The organism is Chitinophagaceae bacterium (assembly GCA_016710165.1).
Taxonomy (GTDB): Bacteria; Bacteroidota; Bacteroidia; order Chitinophagales; family Chitinophagaceae; genus Ferruginibacter.
This window is the reverse complement of the sequence record JADJLJ010000001.1, coordinates 1,829,350-1,848,201: the sequence shown is the minus strand read 5'-3', so window position 1 is coordinate 1,848,201 and position 18,852 is coordinate 1,829,350. Positions and strand designations below refer to the sequence as shown.

At 45.3% G+C, this 18,852-nt stretch carries 19 protein-coding genes, 1 tRNA gene and 1 riboswitch; of the genes, 18 read left to right on the top strand and 2 right to left on the bottom strand.

Translation table 11 applies throughout. The annotated features are described in order from the left end of the window. Window positions 1-369: 369 nt before the first annotated feature. Window positions 370-648, top strand: coding sequence for a hypothetical protein (locus IPJ02_08030; protein MBK7375495.1), 279 nt, complete (start codon window positions 370-372; stop codon window positions 646-648). A 390-nt stretch (window positions 649-1,038) separates the two neighbouring features. Here the strand turns inward: IPJ02_08030 and IPJ02_08025 are convergent, their stop codons facing one another. Both IPJ02_08025 and IPJ02_08020 read right to left on the bottom strand, forming a co-directional pair. Continuing rightward, the gene (locus tag IPJ02_08025; GenBank protein ID MBK7375494.1) at window positions 1,039-2,199 is read right to left on the bottom strand and encodes a PLP-dependent transferase; all 1,161 of its coding nucleotides are present in this window, start codon (window positions 2,197-2,199) and stop codon (window positions 1,039-1,041) included. A 5-nt stretch (window positions 2,200-2,204) separates the two neighbouring features. Beyond that, a complete protein-coding gene (locus IPJ02_08020; protein ID MBK7375493.1) occupies window positions 2,205-3,557 on the bottom strand; it encodes an APC family permease in 1,353 nt (450 codons plus the stop codon). Window positions 3,558-3,668: 111 nt separating this feature from the next. Here IPJ02_08020 and IPJ02_08015 point away from each other — a divergent pair, with 111 nt between their 5' ends. From IPJ02_08015 to IPJ02_07935, 17 genes are all read left to right on the top strand, one after another. Further along, window positions 3,669-4,037 (top strand): hypothetical protein, encoded by a 369-nt coding sequence (locus tag IPJ02_08015; GenBank protein MBK7375492.1) that lies wholly within the window; start codon window positions 3,669-3,671, stop codon window positions 4,035-4,037. 48 nt (window positions 4,038-4,085) lie between these two features. Continuing rightward, window positions 4,086-4,913, top strand: coding sequence for a FixH family protein (locus IPJ02_08010; GenBank protein ID MBK7375491.1), 828 nt, complete (start codon window positions 4,086-4,088; stop codon window positions 4,911-4,913). 47 nt (window positions 4,914-4,960) lie between these two features. Further along, window positions 4,961-6,988 carry a TonB-dependent receptor gene (locus IPJ02_08005; GenBank protein MBK7375490.1) on the top strand — a complete coding sequence of 676 codons (2,028 nt, stop codon included), beginning with the start codon at window positions 4,961-4,963 and terminating at the stop codon, window positions 6,986-6,988. Between the two features lie 17 nt (window positions 6,989-7,005). Further along, window positions 7,006-7,326 carry a YHS domain-containing protein gene (locus IPJ02_08000; protein MBK7375489.1) on the top strand — a complete coding sequence of 107 codons (321 nt, stop codon included), beginning with the start codon at window positions 7,006-7,008 and terminating at the stop codon, window positions 7,324-7,326. A gap of 4 nt (window positions 7,327-7,330) precedes the next feature. After that, the gene (locus IPJ02_07995; protein MBK7375488.1) at window positions 7,331-7,726 is read left to right on the top strand and encodes a hypothetical protein; all 396 of its coding nucleotides are present in this window, start codon (window positions 7,331-7,333) and stop codon (window positions 7,724-7,726) included. Window positions 7,727-7,824: 98 nt separating this feature from the next. Further along, window positions 7,825-8,044: riboswitch (cobalamin riboswitch) on the top strand. Between the two features lie 101 nt (window positions 8,045-8,145). Beyond that, on the top strand, window positions 8,146-10,086 hold the full coding sequence (locus IPJ02_07990) for a TonB-dependent receptor (protein ID MBK7375487.1): 1,941 nt from the start codon (window positions 8,146-8,148) through the stop codon (window positions 10,084-10,086). A gap of 98 nt (window positions 10,087-10,184) precedes the next feature. Beyond that, on the top strand, window positions 10,185-10,394 hold the full coding sequence (locus tag IPJ02_07985) for a cysteine-rich CWC family protein (GenBank protein ID MBK7375486.1): 210 nt from the start codon (window positions 10,185-10,187) through the stop codon (window positions 10,392-10,394). Window positions 10,395-10,566: 172 nt separating this feature from the next. Next, entirely contained in the window at window positions 10,567-11,157 is a 591-nt protein-coding gene (locus tag IPJ02_07980; protein MBK7375485.1) for a MarC family protein, read from the top strand. Window positions 11,158-11,269: 112 nt separating this feature from the next. Then, window positions 11,270-11,344: transfer RNA gene (locus tag IPJ02_07975), tRNA-Arg, on the top strand. Between the two features lie 72 nt (window positions 11,345-11,416). Then, on the top strand, window positions 11,417-12,106 hold the full coding sequence (locus tag IPJ02_07970) for a hypothetical protein (protein ID MBK7375484.1): 690 nt from the start codon (window positions 11,417-11,419) through the stop codon (window positions 12,104-12,106). Window positions 12,107-12,168: 62 nt separating this feature from the next. Continuing rightward, the gene (locus IPJ02_07965) at window positions 12,169-12,981 is read left to right on the top strand and encodes a sulfite exporter TauE/SafE family protein (GenBank protein ID MBK7375483.1); all 813 of its coding nucleotides are present in this window, start codon (window positions 12,169-12,171) and stop codon (window positions 12,979-12,981) included. Window positions 12,982-13,249: 268 nt separating this feature from the next. Continuing rightward, window positions 13,250-14,665: an MBL fold metallo-hydrolase gene (locus IPJ02_07960; GenBank protein ID MBK7375482.1), complete on the top strand. Its 1,416-nt coding sequence runs from the start codon at window positions 13,250-13,252 to the stop codon at window positions 14,663-14,665. Between the two features lie 125 nt (window positions 14,666-14,790). After that, on the top strand, window positions 14,791-16,206 hold the full coding sequence (locus tag IPJ02_07955; GenBank protein MBK7375481.1) for an MBL fold metallo-hydrolase: 1,416 nt from the start codon (window positions 14,791-14,793) through the stop codon (window positions 16,204-16,206). Window positions 16,207-16,439: 233 nt separating this feature from the next. After that, window positions 16,440-16,817, top strand: a complete 378-nt coding sequence (gene trxA, locus IPJ02_07950; protein ID MBK7375480.1) for a thioredoxin — start codon at window positions 16,440-16,442, stop codon at window positions 16,815-16,817. Between the two features lie 198 nt (window positions 16,818-17,015). Further along, window positions 17,016-17,606 carry a DUF3365 domain-containing protein gene (locus IPJ02_07945; protein MBK7375479.1) on the top strand — a complete coding sequence of 197 codons (591 nt, stop codon included), beginning with the start codon at window positions 17,016-17,018 and terminating at the stop codon, window positions 17,604-17,606. Beyond that, window positions 17,606-17,893, top strand: coding sequence for a hypothetical protein (locus IPJ02_07940; GenBank protein MBK7375478.1), 288 nt, complete (start codon window positions 17,606-17,608; stop codon window positions 17,891-17,893). The genes IPJ02_07945 and IPJ02_07940 overlap by 1 nt, the downstream gene beginning before the upstream one ends. 360 nt (window positions 17,894-18,253) lie before the next feature. Next, window positions 18,254-18,814 (top strand): DUF2202 domain-containing protein, encoded by a 561-nt coding sequence (locus tag IPJ02_07935; GenBank protein MBK7375477.1) that lies wholly within the window; start codon window positions 18,254-18,256, stop codon window positions 18,812-18,814. Window positions 18,815-18,852: the final 38 nt, after the last annotated feature.

Here is an 18,852-nt window from a genome sequence, read left to right as displayed (position 1 = left end):
GCCTGAAGGTTGAAACCCCGGGTGGAAAAAAACATAAAAGGATGTTTTAAAGCAATTTAATTTTATAAAAATAAATTTGTACAGCAAAACAGGTGCGGTTTTGTGTTATTCCCATTCCGGTGTAGTAGTTGTACCAGGTAGTAACTGAAAATTGATCAGGTTAACTTAAAATATAAATCATCTGAAAAAAGGAGTTGAAAAGCTATTAGGATTAATGATTATTATTTCTTCTTTGTTATTTTTTCCTGCGGGAAAACCGGCAGGGATGCGTATGCAAATTTTGACAGGATTGATGACCTGTTTAGCAGGGTCAAAGACGACTCCATTTACAAAGCTTTTTATGAACTGACAAGGGTTAACTCCGGCATTATGATAAGCAATTCGAAGAAAAGCGGCAAAGCAGATACGGCTATCCTGAACAACAAGGAGCTGTCGCTGGAGGAAAAGTATAAAAAACTGAATTATGCTGATTACAATACGATCGAATCCAATACAATGAAACAGTCGTTATTGATCACTGTATTGATTACGAAATACCCGGAATTCAAAACTTTGTCAGAGGCAGAAAGCAAGAAACTGGTAATGTTAAGTAATAAATACTACCGGAAACAGATAAAACAAGAGTATAGGTTCGTTACCCAGGGTTAATTTATTAAACCCTTTTAAAACAATTAACCATGAAAAGATCATGTTAACTTCATTCATTCTGCTGGCTTCTTTGGCAATGAATGCAAAAGATATTCTGGCATCCGATATACAAAGGGAACTATAAAATTTTCTGCAGTTTCAAAAACAATATCTCCTAATAATGTTGATCCGTGTTTGGAAGCCGCTTTGTCTGCCCAGGCAAACGCATTTGCCCAGGAACTCTTTGGTCATAATTTATGCCATGCCAGTGTTGTCAATGGGTCACTGGCTGCTTCAGAATATGGAGGGTGCTGTTTTGCTTTTACTTTGATCAGGCAAATAACCGTTGCCCAGATCCAAAGCACATTCGTTCCCTGCCCCTCTGGCAACGGGGTAGGTATAGCATAGAAATTACATCTTTTCAAAAGACTGTTCCAGGTCTTTGATGAGGTAGCCTGGTTCTTCCAGGCCAACATATAGGCGCAGCATACGGTGTTCAGGGTTGGCAGCATCAAATTCATGTGGTTGAAGAGAAGAGCATTTGGGTATGATAAGGCTTTCATGGCCTCCCCAGCTTACAGCCATAAAAATATGTTGCAGGCTTTCGCAGAATTTTTCTACCTGGCCAATATTGCCAGCTTTGATGATAAATGTCAGTAACCCGCATGCTCCGTTCATCTGCTTTTTTGCCAGCCCGTATTGCGGAAATGTCTCATCGAGCGGAAAGAGCAGGGATTCAACTTTCGGATGTTGTTTTAAATAGCTGACCACTTTATGGGTTGTTGCCGTGATGCGGTCGAGCCGGGCCGGCAATGTTCTTAATCCTCTTATCAGCAGCCAGGCATTGAAGGGGGAAATACCGCTGCCCACGGTCATGAACTCACTGTTGAAGATCCGCTCCATCATTTTTTTGCAGCCGCATAACACGCCGCCCAGTGTATCACTGTGGCCACTGATGTACTTGGTGGCTGTCTGCAGCGAAAGGTCAATGCCCATTTCAATGGGTTTCTGGTACAGGGGGGTACAGTAACTGTTATCAATGATGGTGATGATGTTCTCTGACCTGGCCAGTTCAGCAACCGCTTCCAGGTCTTGCAGGGCATAGTCCCAGCTGTTGGGGCTTTCTAAATAAATGACCCTGGTATTGGGAAGGATGGCCCTTTCAAAGTTCTCAATTTCCCTTCCGTCGATATAGGTGGTGGTAACGCCGAACCTGGGCAGGATGGTATCGAACATTTTTTGCGCCCAGGTATAAGGCTTGTTTACCGATACGATATGATCGCCGCTCTTTACATTGGCAAAAACAGCAGCAAAGATGGCAGCAGCACCACTGCTGAACACCAGGCAATCTTCTGCGCCATCAAGGGCTGCCAGCTTTTTCCGCAGGATCTCCGTGGTGGGATTTTTACCCCGGCTGTACAGGAAGACGGAATACTCATCTGCAAAAGCCTTGCGCATTTCATCCACCGTATTGAAAACAAAATTGCTGGTTTGCATGATGGGCGGAGAAACAGCATTGAAATAGTTCTCCCGTTCTTCGGCAAACTCATTCAGTATATAAGAGAGGTCCATTCGGTTTAATTTTCGGTTGGGGTAATATTGGCCCTCTTTTTATTGAACAAAAAGTAGATCAGGATAAAAGCCGCCAGTACTGCCACCCCGGTAAGTGCAGCGTTGGGGTCTGCAACGGTTATGCTGATCGCTACAAAAAGGTAGGCTAAAATAAAAACCAGGGGCATCAGCGGGTAAAGCTTCATTTTATAAATGCCGGTTCCATCCAGGTGTTTTGTTTTTTTGCGGAACCAGAAGATGGTGGCACAGCTTAATATCATTCCAAAGCTGTCAAGGAAGATTGTAAAGGTGAGGATCTTTTCAAACTCCTGGGCAAAGTAAAGGATGACGATGCAGAGTGCCGAAAAGATGGTCAGGGAAAAAGTCAGCACATTTGATCTTTCGTTGTGCTGGGCAAAGATTTTGGGCAGGCTGCCATCGTCACCCATGGCATACATCACCCGGGGGTTGCTCAGCAGCGATCCGTTCACATAAGCCAGCACTCCTAAAAAAAGGAATGCAGAAAATACGGTGGCGCCGGTTGTACCGAATATCCGGTCAATGACCAGGTAAGCGATCTCTCTTTCTCCTTTCATCTGGTTAAAACCAACCACATTATAATAACTGAGGTTTACCAGCATGTAAAGCCCGATGATGACGAGTATGCCGATGAAGATCCCGCGGGGAATATTTTTGGAAGGATTATGAACATCATTACCTAGATTGATGGTTTGCTGGTAACCACCATAGGTAAAGGAAACAGCGATCAGGCTTATACCAAGGCTTTTAACCCAATCGAACCAGGTAAATGAGCCGGGTTCTGTCACTGCTTTTGCTGCATCATTCACGGCATACTTGGCGGGGAAGAATAAAGCAGCGATCAGCACCACAACCATCAGGATCTTTATCATCATTAAGATATTCTGTGCGGTAGAACTGGTCTTTAATCCTTTTAAATTGATGATGTAAAAGACAAGGATGGCGGCAGAACTTACCAGGGCTTTATCAATATCGGTCCAGTTGCCCGGGAATAACTTCAATAGATAACCGCTGCCGATCAAGGCAACCCCGCTGATGCTGGCGGCATTGCTTACCAATATGATGCAGTTGATGGCAAAGGCAATACTTGGGTGATAGGCTTTGGCAAACACTTTATAATACCCGCCGGTGACCGGGTAACGGCTGCCGATCTCTGCATAGGTGAGGGCCCCGCATAAAGCCACGAGACCACCAATGGCCCAGGCGCTGAAATAAACAGAAGGCGAAATGGCGTCTTTGGCGCTGGTGGCGGCTGTTCTGAAGATTCCCATGCCGATCACAAATCCTATCACGATCATGGTGAGGGAAAACAGGTTGAGCTTGGTTGATTTTGTCTGCATACCGAAAAGATACAGAAAGGCACTAATAAATAAACTTTTTCAATCAAAAAAATTGCGGGTACTATGATTTCTGTCATAACATAAAAAAATAAAGCTTTTATCTTTGCGGCAATGTTTAAGCAGCTTACAGCGATACTATTACTGCTTGCCTTTTCGGCACAAACCTTCAGCAGCCCTTTCATCCTGCTGGATTATTATGTGAACACGGCTGCTTATGCCAGGAAATGCGTGAACAAAGCAAAACCAAAATTGCATTGTAATGGGAAATGCCAGGTGATGAAAAAAATGAAGGAGGAAGAAAAGAAAGACCAGCAGAATACCGGACGTAAATCAGAAGGCAAGGTACTGGTGCTTTCGTCCTGTTCATCTTTCTGCAGCATTGCACCGTTGAAGTTCATCGTTTTAAAAAGAACCGGTTTTGAGAAAACATACCCGCTTTCGGATATCTCCTATTCCTTTTTCCATCCGCCAAAGGCATAATTGATCCCGCTCATCCCGTAATATTATAATTTCTAAAAAAAATTTGTTATGAAAAAATCATTCCTGGCAATCCTATTGCCGGCACTCATCTCTTTTGCAGTAATCATGCATTCGTGTTCTAAAAGTGAAACGACGGAAACCGATCCGGTAGCCGGTTTAACCAAACAGGCCGAGGGCTATGCTGCCGGAGCTGCCACACGGGTGGTAGTTTACACAAAAGAAACAACGATCTATGCAGGATATACCCGCTTTTATATAGCCCTTTACGATTCGGTTAACGGGCAGCGTATTGAAGACGCTCATGTAAAACTAAGTCCAATGATGGACATGGGCACAATGAAGCATGCAGCACCATTTGAAAATCCTGCGTATGAAACGGCGGTCAATCACCTCTTCCCATGCAGCGTGGTTTTTGTCATGTCCTCGATGGGGGGGAACTGGACGGTAAAGCTGACGGTGCATAATCATCTTACCGGCAAAGAAGGCTTTATCACCATTCCTCTCACGGTTGCAGAACCTGCAATAGCAAGGGTTAAATCTTTTACCGCAGCGCATGATGGTAATAAATATTTTGTTTCTCTCATTGAACCATCTGTTCCTAAAGTCGGGATCAACGATATGGAGATCGCTATCTACAAAAGGGTTTCTATGATGAGTTTCCCGGCAGACAGCAGCCTTTCTGTTATTCTTACACCCGAGATGCCCACCATGGGACATGGTTCGCCCAATAATATAAACCCGGCGCATGTTTCAAAGGGACATTATAAAGGAAAAGTAAACTTTACGATGACGGGTTTGTGGAAACTGAATCTGGATTATATGGCAGGTTCTGCGGTTGCAGATTCCACCACACAGTTTTTTGAAGTGCAGTTTTAGTTCATAATGTGAGCCGGTATTGCTACCATGCTCAGAAAATTCCGATCATGAAAAAGACATTGACTTTCTTACTGCTTTCCTTATTGACGGGTACAGCAAAGGCACAAAGCAGTGCCACCGGATTTGCGGGAGACAGTATACGGATCATTAACCTGCAGGAGTTGGTTGTGAACAGTTTAAAAAGAACGCCCCAGCAGCAGTTACTGAATTTTGTAAAGAACAACAGCGCTGCCACCCTGGAGGATATCCTGGCCAGGCTACCAGAAATATCCCTGGTACGAAGAGGATCTTATGGCATGGAGCCCACTATCCGTTATTTCAGCGGCGGACAAATAAATATACAGGTTGACGGCATGCGTATTCATGGTGCATGTACCGACAGGATGGATCCGGTTACCATTTACATAGAACCGGTCAACCTGCAGAACCTGCAGGTACAAACAGCCGGCAACGGGTTCATGAACGGCTCATCCATCGGGGGCACGGTAAATATGAAGATGGCAGAACCTTCATTCGGTCATCCAAACAAAATAACCGGTGTATTCAGCAGCGGGTATCAGTCAGCAGCCAAAAGTTTTTTTGAATCGGTGCGGCTCAATTATTCCGCCAAAAAATGGGCAGCGGCAGCCAGCGGAACATACCGCAACAGTAAGGACTACCGGAGCGGGGGAGGAACCGTAATTCCGTTTTCCAGGTATGAGAAAGTGAACTATTCTCTTTCTGTAAAATTTCAGCAAAGCCGGAACATCTACTTAAAGGCAGATATGCTTGCCGATGATGGATGGAATATCGGGTACCCCGCCCTGCCCATGGATGTTGGTTATGCAGCTGCAAGAATTGCATCGTTCAGTATCCACGGGGATCGTGCCGCAAAACGCCTGTATACCTGGCAGACAAAAATTTATATCAACCGCATCCGGCATTTTATGGATGACAGTAAACGCCCGCTGGTACCCATGCACATGGATATGCCGGGTGTAAGTAAGACCTATGGCGTTTACACAGAAGGGGAAATGACAATTAACCGGAAGCAAAAATTAGTGATACGGGCAGACGGTGCATCCACTTTTTTACAGGCTTCCATGACGATGCACCAGGCGGGACAGCCGGATATGTATATGCTCACCTGGCCCGATAACCGCCGTAACCAATATGGCATCTCGGCATCCTGGTTGTGGCAGCCGGATAGTTTATGGCACTTCCGGGTATCAACCCGGGCAGATCTTATTTCATCGAAGTTGGTTTCTGTGACAGCCAAAGAGCAGGTGGGTATTTTCAGGGCTGCCTTTACCGGAAGGAGGGATGGGTTAAAAAATGTTTCAGCACAGGTTACCAAAAAGATCGGGCGAAAGCTTACAATAACATCCGCCCTTGGTTATTCAGAACGAATGCCCACGGCCTCTGAATTATTCGGGTTCTATCTTTTCAACAGCAGTGATGCATACGATTATATCGGAGATCCGCTTCTCGGGAAAGAAAGATCGGTACAGGCAGATCTGTCCCTGCTGTATAACCGGAAACGCAGCAGGGTGCAGGTCAGTGGCTATTATTCCCGGGTGTACGGTTTTATCAGCGGCAGCGTTGATGCTTCATTAAGCGCTATGACTCCAGGTACCAGGGGAGTGAAGGTATATAGTAATCTCCCGCACGCCTCCGTAATGGGGGTGGAAGCCAGCGGTTTTTTTAAGCCAATGCCTGCTGCTGATATCGTTTCAACCATCCGTTATACCTACGGGCTCGATGACCGGAACAAACCTCTGCCCGGGGTTGCCCCGTTTAAGAACATCACGTCGTTTCGCTTCCAGCCCGGAAGGTTTTTTGCACAGCTGGAAACAGAATGTGTATTTAGCCAGAACAACATTAATATGCAATACGGCGAAGATGGCACACCCGGGTATGTCTTATTGCATACCCGGTTTGGCTGCTATACATCCCTGTTTAAAAACAATATGGAGGTGCTGGCAGGCATAGAGAATATATTTGATAAAAAATATCACGAACACCTGGACTGGGGCAATATTTCCAGGCCCGGCAGGAATATCTATCTCCAGGTGAGGATGACCATCAATAATTAATTTAAAAAACATGAATTATGAAATACAAAAAAATAGTTGTTGTTGCATTGTTTGCTGCCATGCTGGTTTCCTGCGGAAGGAATAACGGGCAGGAAGAAGCACCACAAAACGACAGTGTAAAGAGCATGATGGAACCAACCGGTACGCAGCCGGCAGGGGAAGAAAAATTTGCCGGAGTTGAAATTGCAAATACCAGGGATTTCAGTTGCGGCATGCCTGTGTCTGCCGGCGTAGAAGATACAGCACACTATAAGGGAAAAGTGTATGGTTTTTGTGCCAGGGAGTGCAAAGAGGATTTTTTAAAGAACCCCGAACAATATTTAACTACTAAAAAATAAAAAAATGAAATCAAAGATCATGCTGCTGGCAACCGTTCTGCTATGCGGTATCTCAACTGCCTTTTCACAAGGCGACCAGGCCCAATGGCCCGAACTGAAAACCTTTCATTCTTTCATGTCATCTACTTTCCACCCGGCTGAAGAAGGAAATTTTGTGCCACTTAAGGAAAAGGCCGACAGCCTGCTGATCGCAGCAAAGAACTGGCAGGCATCCGCCATTCCGGCCGATTTTAAACCGGAAAAAACCAGGGCAACCCTGGCTAAACTGGTGACCCAATGCAGTGCCATTAAAAAAGCGGTGGACAGCAGGGCTTCCAATGAGAAACTGAAGAAAATGATCACGGAGGCACACGGTACTTTTCATACCCTTGTTGGCGAATGCCGCAAAGCGGAAGAATAAAACCGTTACAGATCCTTTAAGAACCGCTGCACAGCAGCGGTTCTTTTATTTTTTCACATACACTGGATATCTTTTTAAACTTTCTTTTTATTCTCCGTTACATTTGCAGCAGATTTGGTTTCCCCGCCTCAGGCGGGGGATTAAAAGGGAATCCCGTTCAAGTCGGGAGCTATCCCCGTAGCTGTAAGACGGCCTCCCAGGCCCCTCCAGGAAGGGGTTCAGGAAAGGCACTTTTCTCCAACCACTGTTTGCTTCAGGCAGACGGGAAGGTAAAGTAAACGTTAAGCCAGAAGACCTGCCTGGTCCATCAACAATCATTCTACGCTTTCGGGTGAAAGGCAGGAAATGTAACGGCTTAACGGCTTTTATATCTCTATCTCTTTTTTTCCAGGAAGCAGTCACAAAAAAATTTTTCAACAATGAAAAAGAAAATTTTTATTGCGGCTGCTGTTTTCTTCAGCAGCAACCTTTTTGCACAAAAAGACAGTGCCAGGCATTTAAATGAAGTGGTGGTCACGGCCACCAAATTTCCCATCAAGCAATCCCTTACGGGTAAAGTGGTAACCGTGATCACCGGGGAACAACTGGAACGCAACAATGGTAAAACACTGGCGGAGGTATTAAACACCCAGGCCGGTATCATTGTGAACGGGAACACAAATACATTGGGTACCAACCAGGATGTATATGTACGGGGCAGCGCCGCCGGAAAAACACTGATCCTGCTCGATGGCATCCCGGTATACGATGCCTCCGGTATCAGCGGGGCCTTTGACCTGAACTTTATTTCCATCGACCAGGTAGAACGGGTGGAGATATTAAAGGGAAGCCAGTCGACCCTATATGGGAGCGATGCCATGGCCGCTGTGATCAATGTGATCAGCAAAAAAGCAGGCACAAAGAAATTAAATGCAAACCTGAACCTGGCTGCCGGATCATATAACACGTTCAAAGCGGCTGCCGGCATTAACGGAACGATCAGGCAAACCGCCTATACGGCACAGTACAGTAAGCTGTACAGCAAAGGATTTTCTACGGCAGAGGACCAGGCCGGAACAAAGGATTTTGACAAAGACGGGATGAATGAGGATGTTTTTAAGGCATCCGTTATCCAAAAGATCAAAAATAAGATCACGATCCGTGCCAATACACAATTCAGCCATTATAAGACGGACGGGGATGCGGGACCATTCACGGATGATGCCGACTACAGCAATCGCACCAGGAATGTGCTGGCAGGTATTGGTGCCGGTTTTGCAATTGGTAAAAGCATCCTGCACGTCAATTATAATTACAATGCAACCAAAAGAACATACCTCGATGATTCAGCAAGCCGCGGAGGATTTTCCTACTACAGCAAGGGGGAGTATACGGGCAGATCGCATTTTGCAGAAGTATACAGCAACATGGCTGTAACAAAGAATGTGGATGTATTGGCGGGCGCCGATTACCGTAAGCAGCTTACGGATCAGCGTTATTTTTCAGTAAGCGCATTCGGGCCTTATGCATCCACACCTTTAGGTGGTGACAGCGCCAACGTAGATCAACTGGGTGTTTATGCCTCGGTGGTTGTAAAAGAACTGGCCGGCTTTAATGTGGAACTGGGTGGCCGGTACAATCATTTTAACAGTTACGGCGATGTATTCACCTTTTCGTTCAATCCTTCTTATGTATTCACCAGCCACATTAAAATATTCGGAAACATCAGTTCTGGCTTTAAAACGCCTTCGTTATACCAGGTATATTCTGAATACCGCAACCAGGTGCAGGAACTTAAACCGGAAAGATCCCTGGGTGTTGAAGGGGGTATTCAATATGCAAACAACAATGTGAATCTCCGGGCTGTTTACTTCAGCCGGAATATTAAGGACAATATTATTTTTTACAGCGCCGGTGCGCCCACGTATGCCAGCTATTATACCAATGCCGAAAAACAGAAGGACAGGGGGCTGGAACTGGAAGCCAGTGTGGATCTTGGCAACGTACACCTCACGGCCAATTATGTGAACCTGGATGGAAAGATTGAGACAAAGACAGGCGCAAAAGATACTTCCTACTTTAATCTTTACCGCCGGCCACGACAAACCATTAACCTGAACCTGGGTATTGCGGTTACCAGGAACTGGTACCTGAATACCGGCATCCAGAGTGTGAGTAAACGCTACGAAGTGGTTTACATGTCTGCACCTATTGAAATGCCGGCTTATTATACCTGGAACCTCTATTCAACCTATACCATTTCAAAGAACGCAAAAGTATTTGTTGACCTGAAGAACATCACCGATGAAAAATATGCAGAGGTACGGGGATACAACAGCCGCCGGTTTAATTTTATGGCCGGGGTTAACCTGGGTTTATGATCTCATTGCCGGGAAGGCAGGAAGACGGGATCATTTATTTTTCTTTGATTTGATCATGACGTCTTTCCGCCTTACCTGCTGATTAAAACTGCGGTATAATGTGCAAACACGAAGAAAAGCATTGCCCCCGTTGTAAGACAGTATTTGAGTGTAAGCCCGGCAGCATCACGCAATGCCAGTGCAGTGGGGTTAGCCTCTCGGAAGAAGAACGGGCATATATAGAGGCCGGTTACGACGATTGCCTTTGCATCCATTGCCTGCGGAGCCTGCAGCGGCTGTTTTCAAAAAAGGGTAGTGTAGCAGTTTGAAAAAGTAGATGTCAGCCTGAGCTTGTCGAAGGCGATTTAGCAGTACAATTTGCTTCGACAAGCTCAGCATGACAGGATTTTAGTTTAATATTTTCAAACTGATGCACTACCCAAAAAAGGATGATCCACGGGGATTACCGCAAGGCTGATTATCTTTGCACAAATAAACAGGATGACATTCGATAACCTCTCGGCAAAAGAGATACTGACCGTTTCGTTCACCCTTTTTGCGGTGATCGACATGGTGGGTAATATACCCGTGCTGGCAGCATTGAGGGCTAAAATGGGAGGCGAGATCCGGTCCCTGCAGGCCACGCTTGCCTCGGGGGGATTGATGATATTGTTCATGCTGGTGGGCCAGCAGTTCCTGAATATCCTTGGCCTGGATGTGCAGTCCTTTGCCGTGGCAGGAAGTATTGTGATCTTTATCATCGGCCTGGAAATGGTGCTGGGGATTGAGTTCTTCAAGCCGGACGGGAACCCCAAAAGCGGCAGCGTGGTTCCGATCGCATTTCCGTTGATAGCCGGCTCGGGCACGCTTACCACCATCATGAGCCTGAAGGCAAATTATGCCGATATTAATATTCTCATCAGCATTTTGATCAACTGCATTTTCATTTACCTGGTCCTGCATTCCCTGAAATGGATAGAAAAAATGCTGGGTCCGAACGGCATGGTGGTAATCAGAAAATTTTTTGGCGTAATATTGCTGGCCATTGCGGTAAAAATATTCGGAAGTAATTTCACGCATTTGGGAAAATGATGATGTTAATACGTTATCTGTTAATTGGTTAATCCGGGATAGAGTTTGATAAATATAGGGCTTGCAAAATTCATTTGCCCACCGATTAACTAATTAACGAGTTACGGCCCCCGGCCTTGTAGTACAATGGATAGTATAAGAGTTTCCGAAGCTCCAGATCCAGGTTCGATTCCTGGCGAGGCCACCATCATTAAAAGCCCCTGAACAGACAGGTCAGGGGCTTTTTTTATTTGCTGTAAAAAAATACCTTACACCCGGTATGCGTGTATGGAAAACGATATTCAGGCTTTTAACCTTCCGGATCACCCGGGAAGAAATAGGGCAATTTGATAAAAGACATTTTGCAGCGGGGCTCACAGGCACATGGATTGTTGGGATGGGCCGCTACTGGGACGATGAACGGGCAGGCCTGCTTCAGCACCTGGGATTGGGGTCTGTAATCTACATCTTTGTACTGGCAGCATTCATATGGCTCATCATTAAGCCATTCCCGGCGGATAAATGGGATTATTTTACAGTAGTCACATTCATTGGCCTCACTTCCTTCCCGGCTATCCTGTATACCATTCCGGTAGAGAAATTTGTAAGCATCGGTACAGCAAATAAGATCAATGTCTGGTTCCTGGCCATCGTGGCTGCCTGGCGGCTTTTGCTGCTGAATTATTTTTTAAGGCGGTTTACCCGGCTGAGCTATGGCAATATCCTTACTGTTACATTAATGCCTATCTGCCTTATCATCTCGGTCTTAACAGCACTTAATCTGCACCGGGTGGTATTCAATTTAATGGGTGGCGTACGGGACCCGACCCCACACGACAGTTCCTATTTTGTACTGATGTTCCTGACAGTTGTTTCTGCCCTGCTCACCATACCTTTACTGATAGTATATGTGCTGGGAATATATTACAGTCGCAGGAACAACGGAAACAGGCAGCAAAATGAATTGTAACTATTGTAACAGTCCGTTTATTTCAACAATCACAACTTTGCGGTACTTTAAATAAAACGATCTTGGAGATACTGGGATATATTTTAGCAGCTTTAGTGGGCATATCATTGGGTTTAATAGGCAGTGGCGGCTCTATTTTAACGGTACCCATCCTGGTATATGTGATGGGGGTGAACCCGGTGCTGGCAACAGCATATTCGTTGTTCATTGTAGGGTCCACGGCGCTGGTGGGCGGGATTCAGAATGCCCTGCAGAAAAAAGTTGATTTCAAGACCGTTTTCATTTTTGGCATCCCTTCCATTGCAGCCGTGTATGCCACCCGCATGTGGCTGGTACCCCATATACCCAAAGAACTGTTTTCAATAGGCTCACTCGTAATTACAAAAGCCATTGCCCTGATGTTATTATTTGCCGTGGTCATGATACTGGCATCCATAAGTATGATACGGTCCGGCAAGAAACCCCAGCCGGATGAGAACGCAGCGCTCCACTATAACTACCCGATGATCTTACTGGAAGGGACGGTTGTGGGGATCCTCACCGGGCTGGTTGGAGCCGGCGGCGGATTCCTGATCATACCGGCACTGGTACTGCTTGCCCGCATGCCGATGAAACTGGCGGTGGGCACCTCCTTATTCATCATTGCTGCCAAATCACTGATCGGTTTCATCGGCGACCTGCAGGGAGAAGAGATCATTGACTGGAAACTGCTGGGCAGTTTTACCGCATTTGCCGTGGCGGGGATATTTATCGGCATATACCTCTCTAAAAAAATACCGGGCAATAAACTAAAAAAAGGATTCGGCTGGTTTGTACTTGTTATGGGCATCTATATCATAGTGAAGGAGATATTCTTCCCGTCCGGTGGTCATTAATAGAATACAGAATTGATCTTTTCAAGGCTGCCCCGGCAGCCTTTTTTATGCCAAAAAGTTTAAAACATGACAAAGATCATGTTCTATTGTAACAATAGTTACTGTTACAAAACCCGATTGTTTTGAATTTTTGTGAAACATATCAATAAATCATGACCAGGAAAATTAACATAATGATGCCCTGCCGGGCAAGGTGTCCTTGAACCTGGGGGAATTGCGAACCATCAGTTGTATTGTAATGATCATTCACTAAAAAAATTTAAAAAATATGAGACTAGAACAGATCTATACCGGCTGCATTGCACACGCAGCCTATTACCTGGAAAGCAATGGCGAAGCTGCCATTTTTGATCCGCTCAGGGAAGTGCAGCCTTATATTGACCGGGCGCTGAAGGACAATGCAAAGATCAAATACGTTTTTGAAACACATTTTCATGCCGACTTTGTAAGCGGTCATTTAGACCTGGTGAAGAAGACCGGGGCAAAGATCGTTTTTGGCCCCACCGCCAAACCGGCTTATGAGGCCATTGTTGCTGAAGACGGGCAGGTTTTTAAAATAGGGAACGCTTCGGTTAAAGTGATACATACTCCCGGTCATACCATGGAAAGCACTACCTACCTGCTGATCGATGAGCAGGGAAAGGAACACGGGATCATTACCGGTGATACCTTGTTCATCGGCGATGTAGGCAGGCCCGACCTCGCCCAGCACGTGATCGCCGACCTTACCCAGGAAAAACTGGCCGGTCACCTGTATGATTCACTCCGGAATAAGATCATGCCCCTGAGCGATGACCTCATCGTTTACCCGAATCATGGTGCCGGAAGCGCCTGTGGTAAAATGATGAGTAAGGAAACCACGGATACACTGGGTCACCAGAAAAAAGTGAACTATGCACTGGATCCTTCTTTAACGAAAGAGGAATTCATCCGGCAACTGCTTACCGGTCTTACCACCCCACCGGTTTATTTCCCTCAGAATGTGCTGATGAATATCAAGGGGTACGAAAGCCTGGATACGATCATGCAACGGGGAAAAAGGCCAATGGCCGTTTCCGAATTTGAAATAGTTGCCAACGAGACCAGGGCATTGATACTGGATACCAGGGCTGCTTCGGATTTTGCAAAAGGCTTTATTCCCAACAGCATCAACATCGGTATCGACGGGAATTTTGCACAATGGGTGGGTGAAATGATACCCGATGTGAAACAGGAAATATTACTGGTAACCGATCCCGGAAGGGAAGAAGAGTCCATTATCCGCTTGTCGCGGGTAGGTTATGATAATACAATGGGTTACCTGGACGGCGGGTTTGAAACCTGGAAAAAAGCCGGCAAAGAAACAGAGTCTGTTAAACGTATGACCGCTGAAGAATTTGCAACATTGTATGAAACGGAGAAGCCGCTGGTAATTGATATCCGTAAGAAAAGCGAGTACGATGCAGAGCACGTGATCGATGCGGTGAATATACCCCTGAACCAGCTGAACAGCCACCTGGCCGAATTTCCAAAAGACAGGTCCTTTGTATTGCATTGCGCAGGAGGCTACCGGAGCATGATAGCAGCATCCATATTGAAGCAAAGGGGTTGGGATAATTTTGCAGATGTGAGCGGGGGCTTCAGTGAAATGGCAAAAACAAATGTCCCGAAAACAGCGTATGTATGTCCTACAACTTTGTTATAAAAGTGATAGAAAGAGGAACGTTTAGTGACTGGCCCCGGACCCGTTCCGGGGCTTTTTAAATGCAACAAATGTTACCAAACGGTCCGGAAAAAAATGCCCAACTTTGCCCTATAAAAACAAAAACTATGCACATAGAACAAATCTATACCGGATGCCTGGCACAAGGTGCCTATTACATCGTATCCAATGGAGAAGCGGCCATCATTGATCCGCTTCGTGAAACAAAACCTTATATCGACAGGTTGCAAAAGGACGGTGTAAAACTGAAATACATTTTTGAGACCCATTTTCATGCCGACTTCGTAAGTGGTCATGTTGACCTAAGTAAAAAAACAGGAGCACGCATCGTGTATGGTCCCAATGCCAATCCCGAATTTGATGCGGTATTGGCAAAAGACAATGAGGAGTTCCGGATCGGCGACATAACCATCAAGGCACTGCACACGCCGGGCCATACGATGGAAAGCACCACGTATTTGCTGAAGGACGAGAACGGGAAAGATCATTGCATATTCAGTGGCGATACATTGTTTTTAGGCGATGTGGGCCGTCCCGACCTGGCACAAAAAGCCGCACACATGACACAGGAGGAACTGGCCGGATTATTATATGAGAGCCTCAACAACAAGATCATGCCTCTTGCGGATGATGTGATCGTTTACCCGGCACACGGAGCCGGAAGCGCCTGTGGTAAAAACATGATGAAAGAAACGGTGGACACATTGGGCAACCAGAAAAAAATGAATTACGCCCTCAACCAGCCCAATAAGGAATCATTCATCAAAGCAGTGACGGATGGCCTGCTGCCGCCCCCGGCATATTTCGGGATGAATGTGGCCATGAATAAAAAAGGATACGAAAGTTTTGAGAATGTTTTAAACAACGGGCTGAGGGCATTGACCCCCGATGCTTTTGAAATGGCTGCAGAGTCAACAGGAGCGCTGATCATAGACACAAGGGACAACGGGATTTTTTATAAAGGCTTTATCCCCCAGTCGATCAATATTGGGCTTAATGGCGATTTTGCTCCCTGGGTGGGGGCGCTGATCGCTGATGTGAACCAGCCGATCCTGCTGGTAACGGAAGAGGGGAACGAAGAAGAGGCCGTGACCCGGATGAGCCGGGTGGGTTTTGATAACCTGGTAGGTCACCTGAAGGGTGGTTTCAGATCCTGGCTCGACTCAGGCAAACAGGTGGATGTGGTAGACAGGATATCAGCAGAACAGTTTGAAAAAAGTTTCAGACAAGGCCAGGATAAAGTGATTGATATAAGAAAAGAGTCGGAATATGCCGCAGAGCACGTGGAAGACGCCTACAACAAACCACTGGCGTATATCAATGAGTGGATAAATGATATTGATCCCAACGAACACTTTTTTGTACACTGTGCCGGGGGATACCGGAGCATGATCGCAGCCTCTGTTTTGCAGGCACGGGGCTATCATAACTTTACTGAAATTGAAGGAGGCTTCAAGGCGATCAGTAATACAGCTATTCCCCGTACGGATTATGTGTGCCAGAGTAAAGTGATGAAAGTATGAATGTAGTTGCAGTATACTTTTTGAAGGGTTAAGGAACATAGAAAGAGAAAGAGGCAGCCGAAAGGTTGCCTCTTTTTACTTCGGTCTTTAATTTGTACCCGGATGCAGGAACCAGCTTTTCAAAAAATGCTGTATATCGTACCATCTGCCGCAGTTAATACCTGTATAAAAGTAACATAAGTTACCTGGCAGGTATTACGGTTATATTACCTTTACAGAAATAAATGACAATTATGGCAACGATGCAAATGACCACGCAGGATTTTAAAGATAAAGTGTTTAACTACGATACAAAGCAGGACTGGGAATACCAGGGAGCATTACCAGCCATCATTGATTTTTATGCCGACTGGTGCGGCCCCTGTAAAATGGTGGCCCCGGTGCTGGAAGAGCTTTCCAAGGAATATGAAGGCAGGGTGGTGATCTATAAAGTGAATACAGATATTGAGCAGGAATTATCCGCTGTATTTGGAATTCAAAGCATACCTACTATACTTTTTATAGATGCCAACGGAGAACCCATGATGCAGCCGGGTGCCTTTCCAAAACATGTTTTCAAAAAAATAATAGAGGAGAAATTGCTGGTTTCAGAAGAAGTGAAGAGTAAATAACGTAAGAAAAGCAGTTTGTTGATATTGATACACAGCTGGTGGTTTATACCCCGGCTTTTTTTTATCCCATTTATATAAAGACCGGCTTTACAATATTGGTTGACTGGAAATTCACTGACCAGGATCATCTTGCTGTGCAACAAAAGTTACTTACCAGGGTATATAAAAATACCTTTATTTGTGCGGAAACAAATCTCCATGAAACAAAAATCATTTGTCATAGCTGGGGTGTTATTTTTATCGATAGCATTCATTCATGCCTGCAATGGTTCGGGTGCCGATCATCCTGTTGATGCCGAAACCGGAAAAACAGAAAACGATTACAGGGCGATAGGCAAAAATGCCGCAACCCAGGCACAATCTGTTTTGGCAAAAAACCTGGTTAATGCCATTCAGAAAGCCGGGACTGAATATGCCATTGAATTCTGTAACACAACGGCCATACACCTGACTGACAGCATGGCTCATTCACTGAATGCCGGTATCAGAAGAGTAACTGACAAACCAAGGAATCCCCGCAACCAGGCCAATGAAAATGAACGGACATATATCCGGGTACTTAAAGATAAGATGAACAAAGGCGACAGCCTTGTAGCAAAGATGACAGCCATGAACGGGAAAATGGTTGGATACTACCCGATCTTGACAAATGCAATGTGCCTGCAATGCCATGGGAATAAAGACACAGATATCACGTCCGCCACGTATGAAAAAATAAAAAAACTGTACCCTTTTGAAGTGAGAGGGCTTTGGGTGGTGGAAATGGAAAAAGATAAAAAACGACCATGATGAACATAAGCGATCTGCATGCACGACTAAAACCTGTTTCCGCTATTCCTCTTTTTAAAGCAGAAGAAGGATCTGTGACAGCTATTCAGATCCTAAACGGCCAGGTCCTGAAGGAGCACCAGACCAAAACAGCAGCCCTTTTGATTTGTGTGACCGGAGAAGTGGTTTTTGAAAATGAAAAGGGGGCAAAAGTGATCTTATTGCCCGGTATTTATGTGAATATCGAAGCAGGTGTAAAACACCTGGTAAAAGGAATACGGGATAGCCAGTTATTGCTTATCAGATAGGTTCCGGCAAAGTATCCTGGTTGCTTTTCAGAAACCTGCGCCAATACTTGTACTTTTTTCAGGAGCGCCTGGTCATAGTAATCACTGGAAAAACACAGTAAAATGGATGCATATAACCGGGGCAATGGCAAATATTCTGTACCGGTTGTAGCCTATGTAACACTTGTTACTGATTTCAGCTGTTTACCGGGCTAACTTCATAACGTAAAAAATTAATCATAATTAAAACACCTGATCATGAAAAATAGATTAAAAGCAATCGCTTCTTATTTAATAGGGGCCGTACTCATATTTTCAGTCTTCTCCTGCAGCAAGGACGATGACCCTTCCAATAATACAGGCAACAACGGGAATGGTAATATGGTTAATCTCCAGGCACAGGTTAACAGTTTGCCGAATGAACCATTAAGCCCGGCTGAATTAACAAGTCTCCCGTTTATGCGGGAAGAAGAAAAACTTGCGAGGGATGTTTATATCACGTTGTATAGCAAGTGGGGTTCAACTATTTTCTCAAATATTTCCAACAGCGAGCAAACACATATGGATGCAGTATTGATGCTGCTGAATAAGTATGGCTTAGCAGACCCGGTTGGATCCAATCCCGTTGGTGTTTTCAGCAATGCATCCTTGCAGAATCTTTATCATCAGCTTGTGGCACAAGGCACTGCCAGCCTGTTGAATGCGTATAAAGTGGGTGCTACCATTGAAGACCTTGATATTTATGATCTGACAAAAGCATTGATCAGTGTTGACAACCAGGATATCCGTTTGGTGTATAATATGCTTGCCAAGGGAAGCCGTAATCACATGCGGTCATTCTATGGTAATATCCTGAATGTTGGAGGTACATACATCCCCCAGTATATTACCCAGGCTGAGTTTGATGCCATTATCAATAGTCCGATGGAAACCGGATTCTGAAAATTGATTCATTAGATCAGGGGATACAGATTCATGTT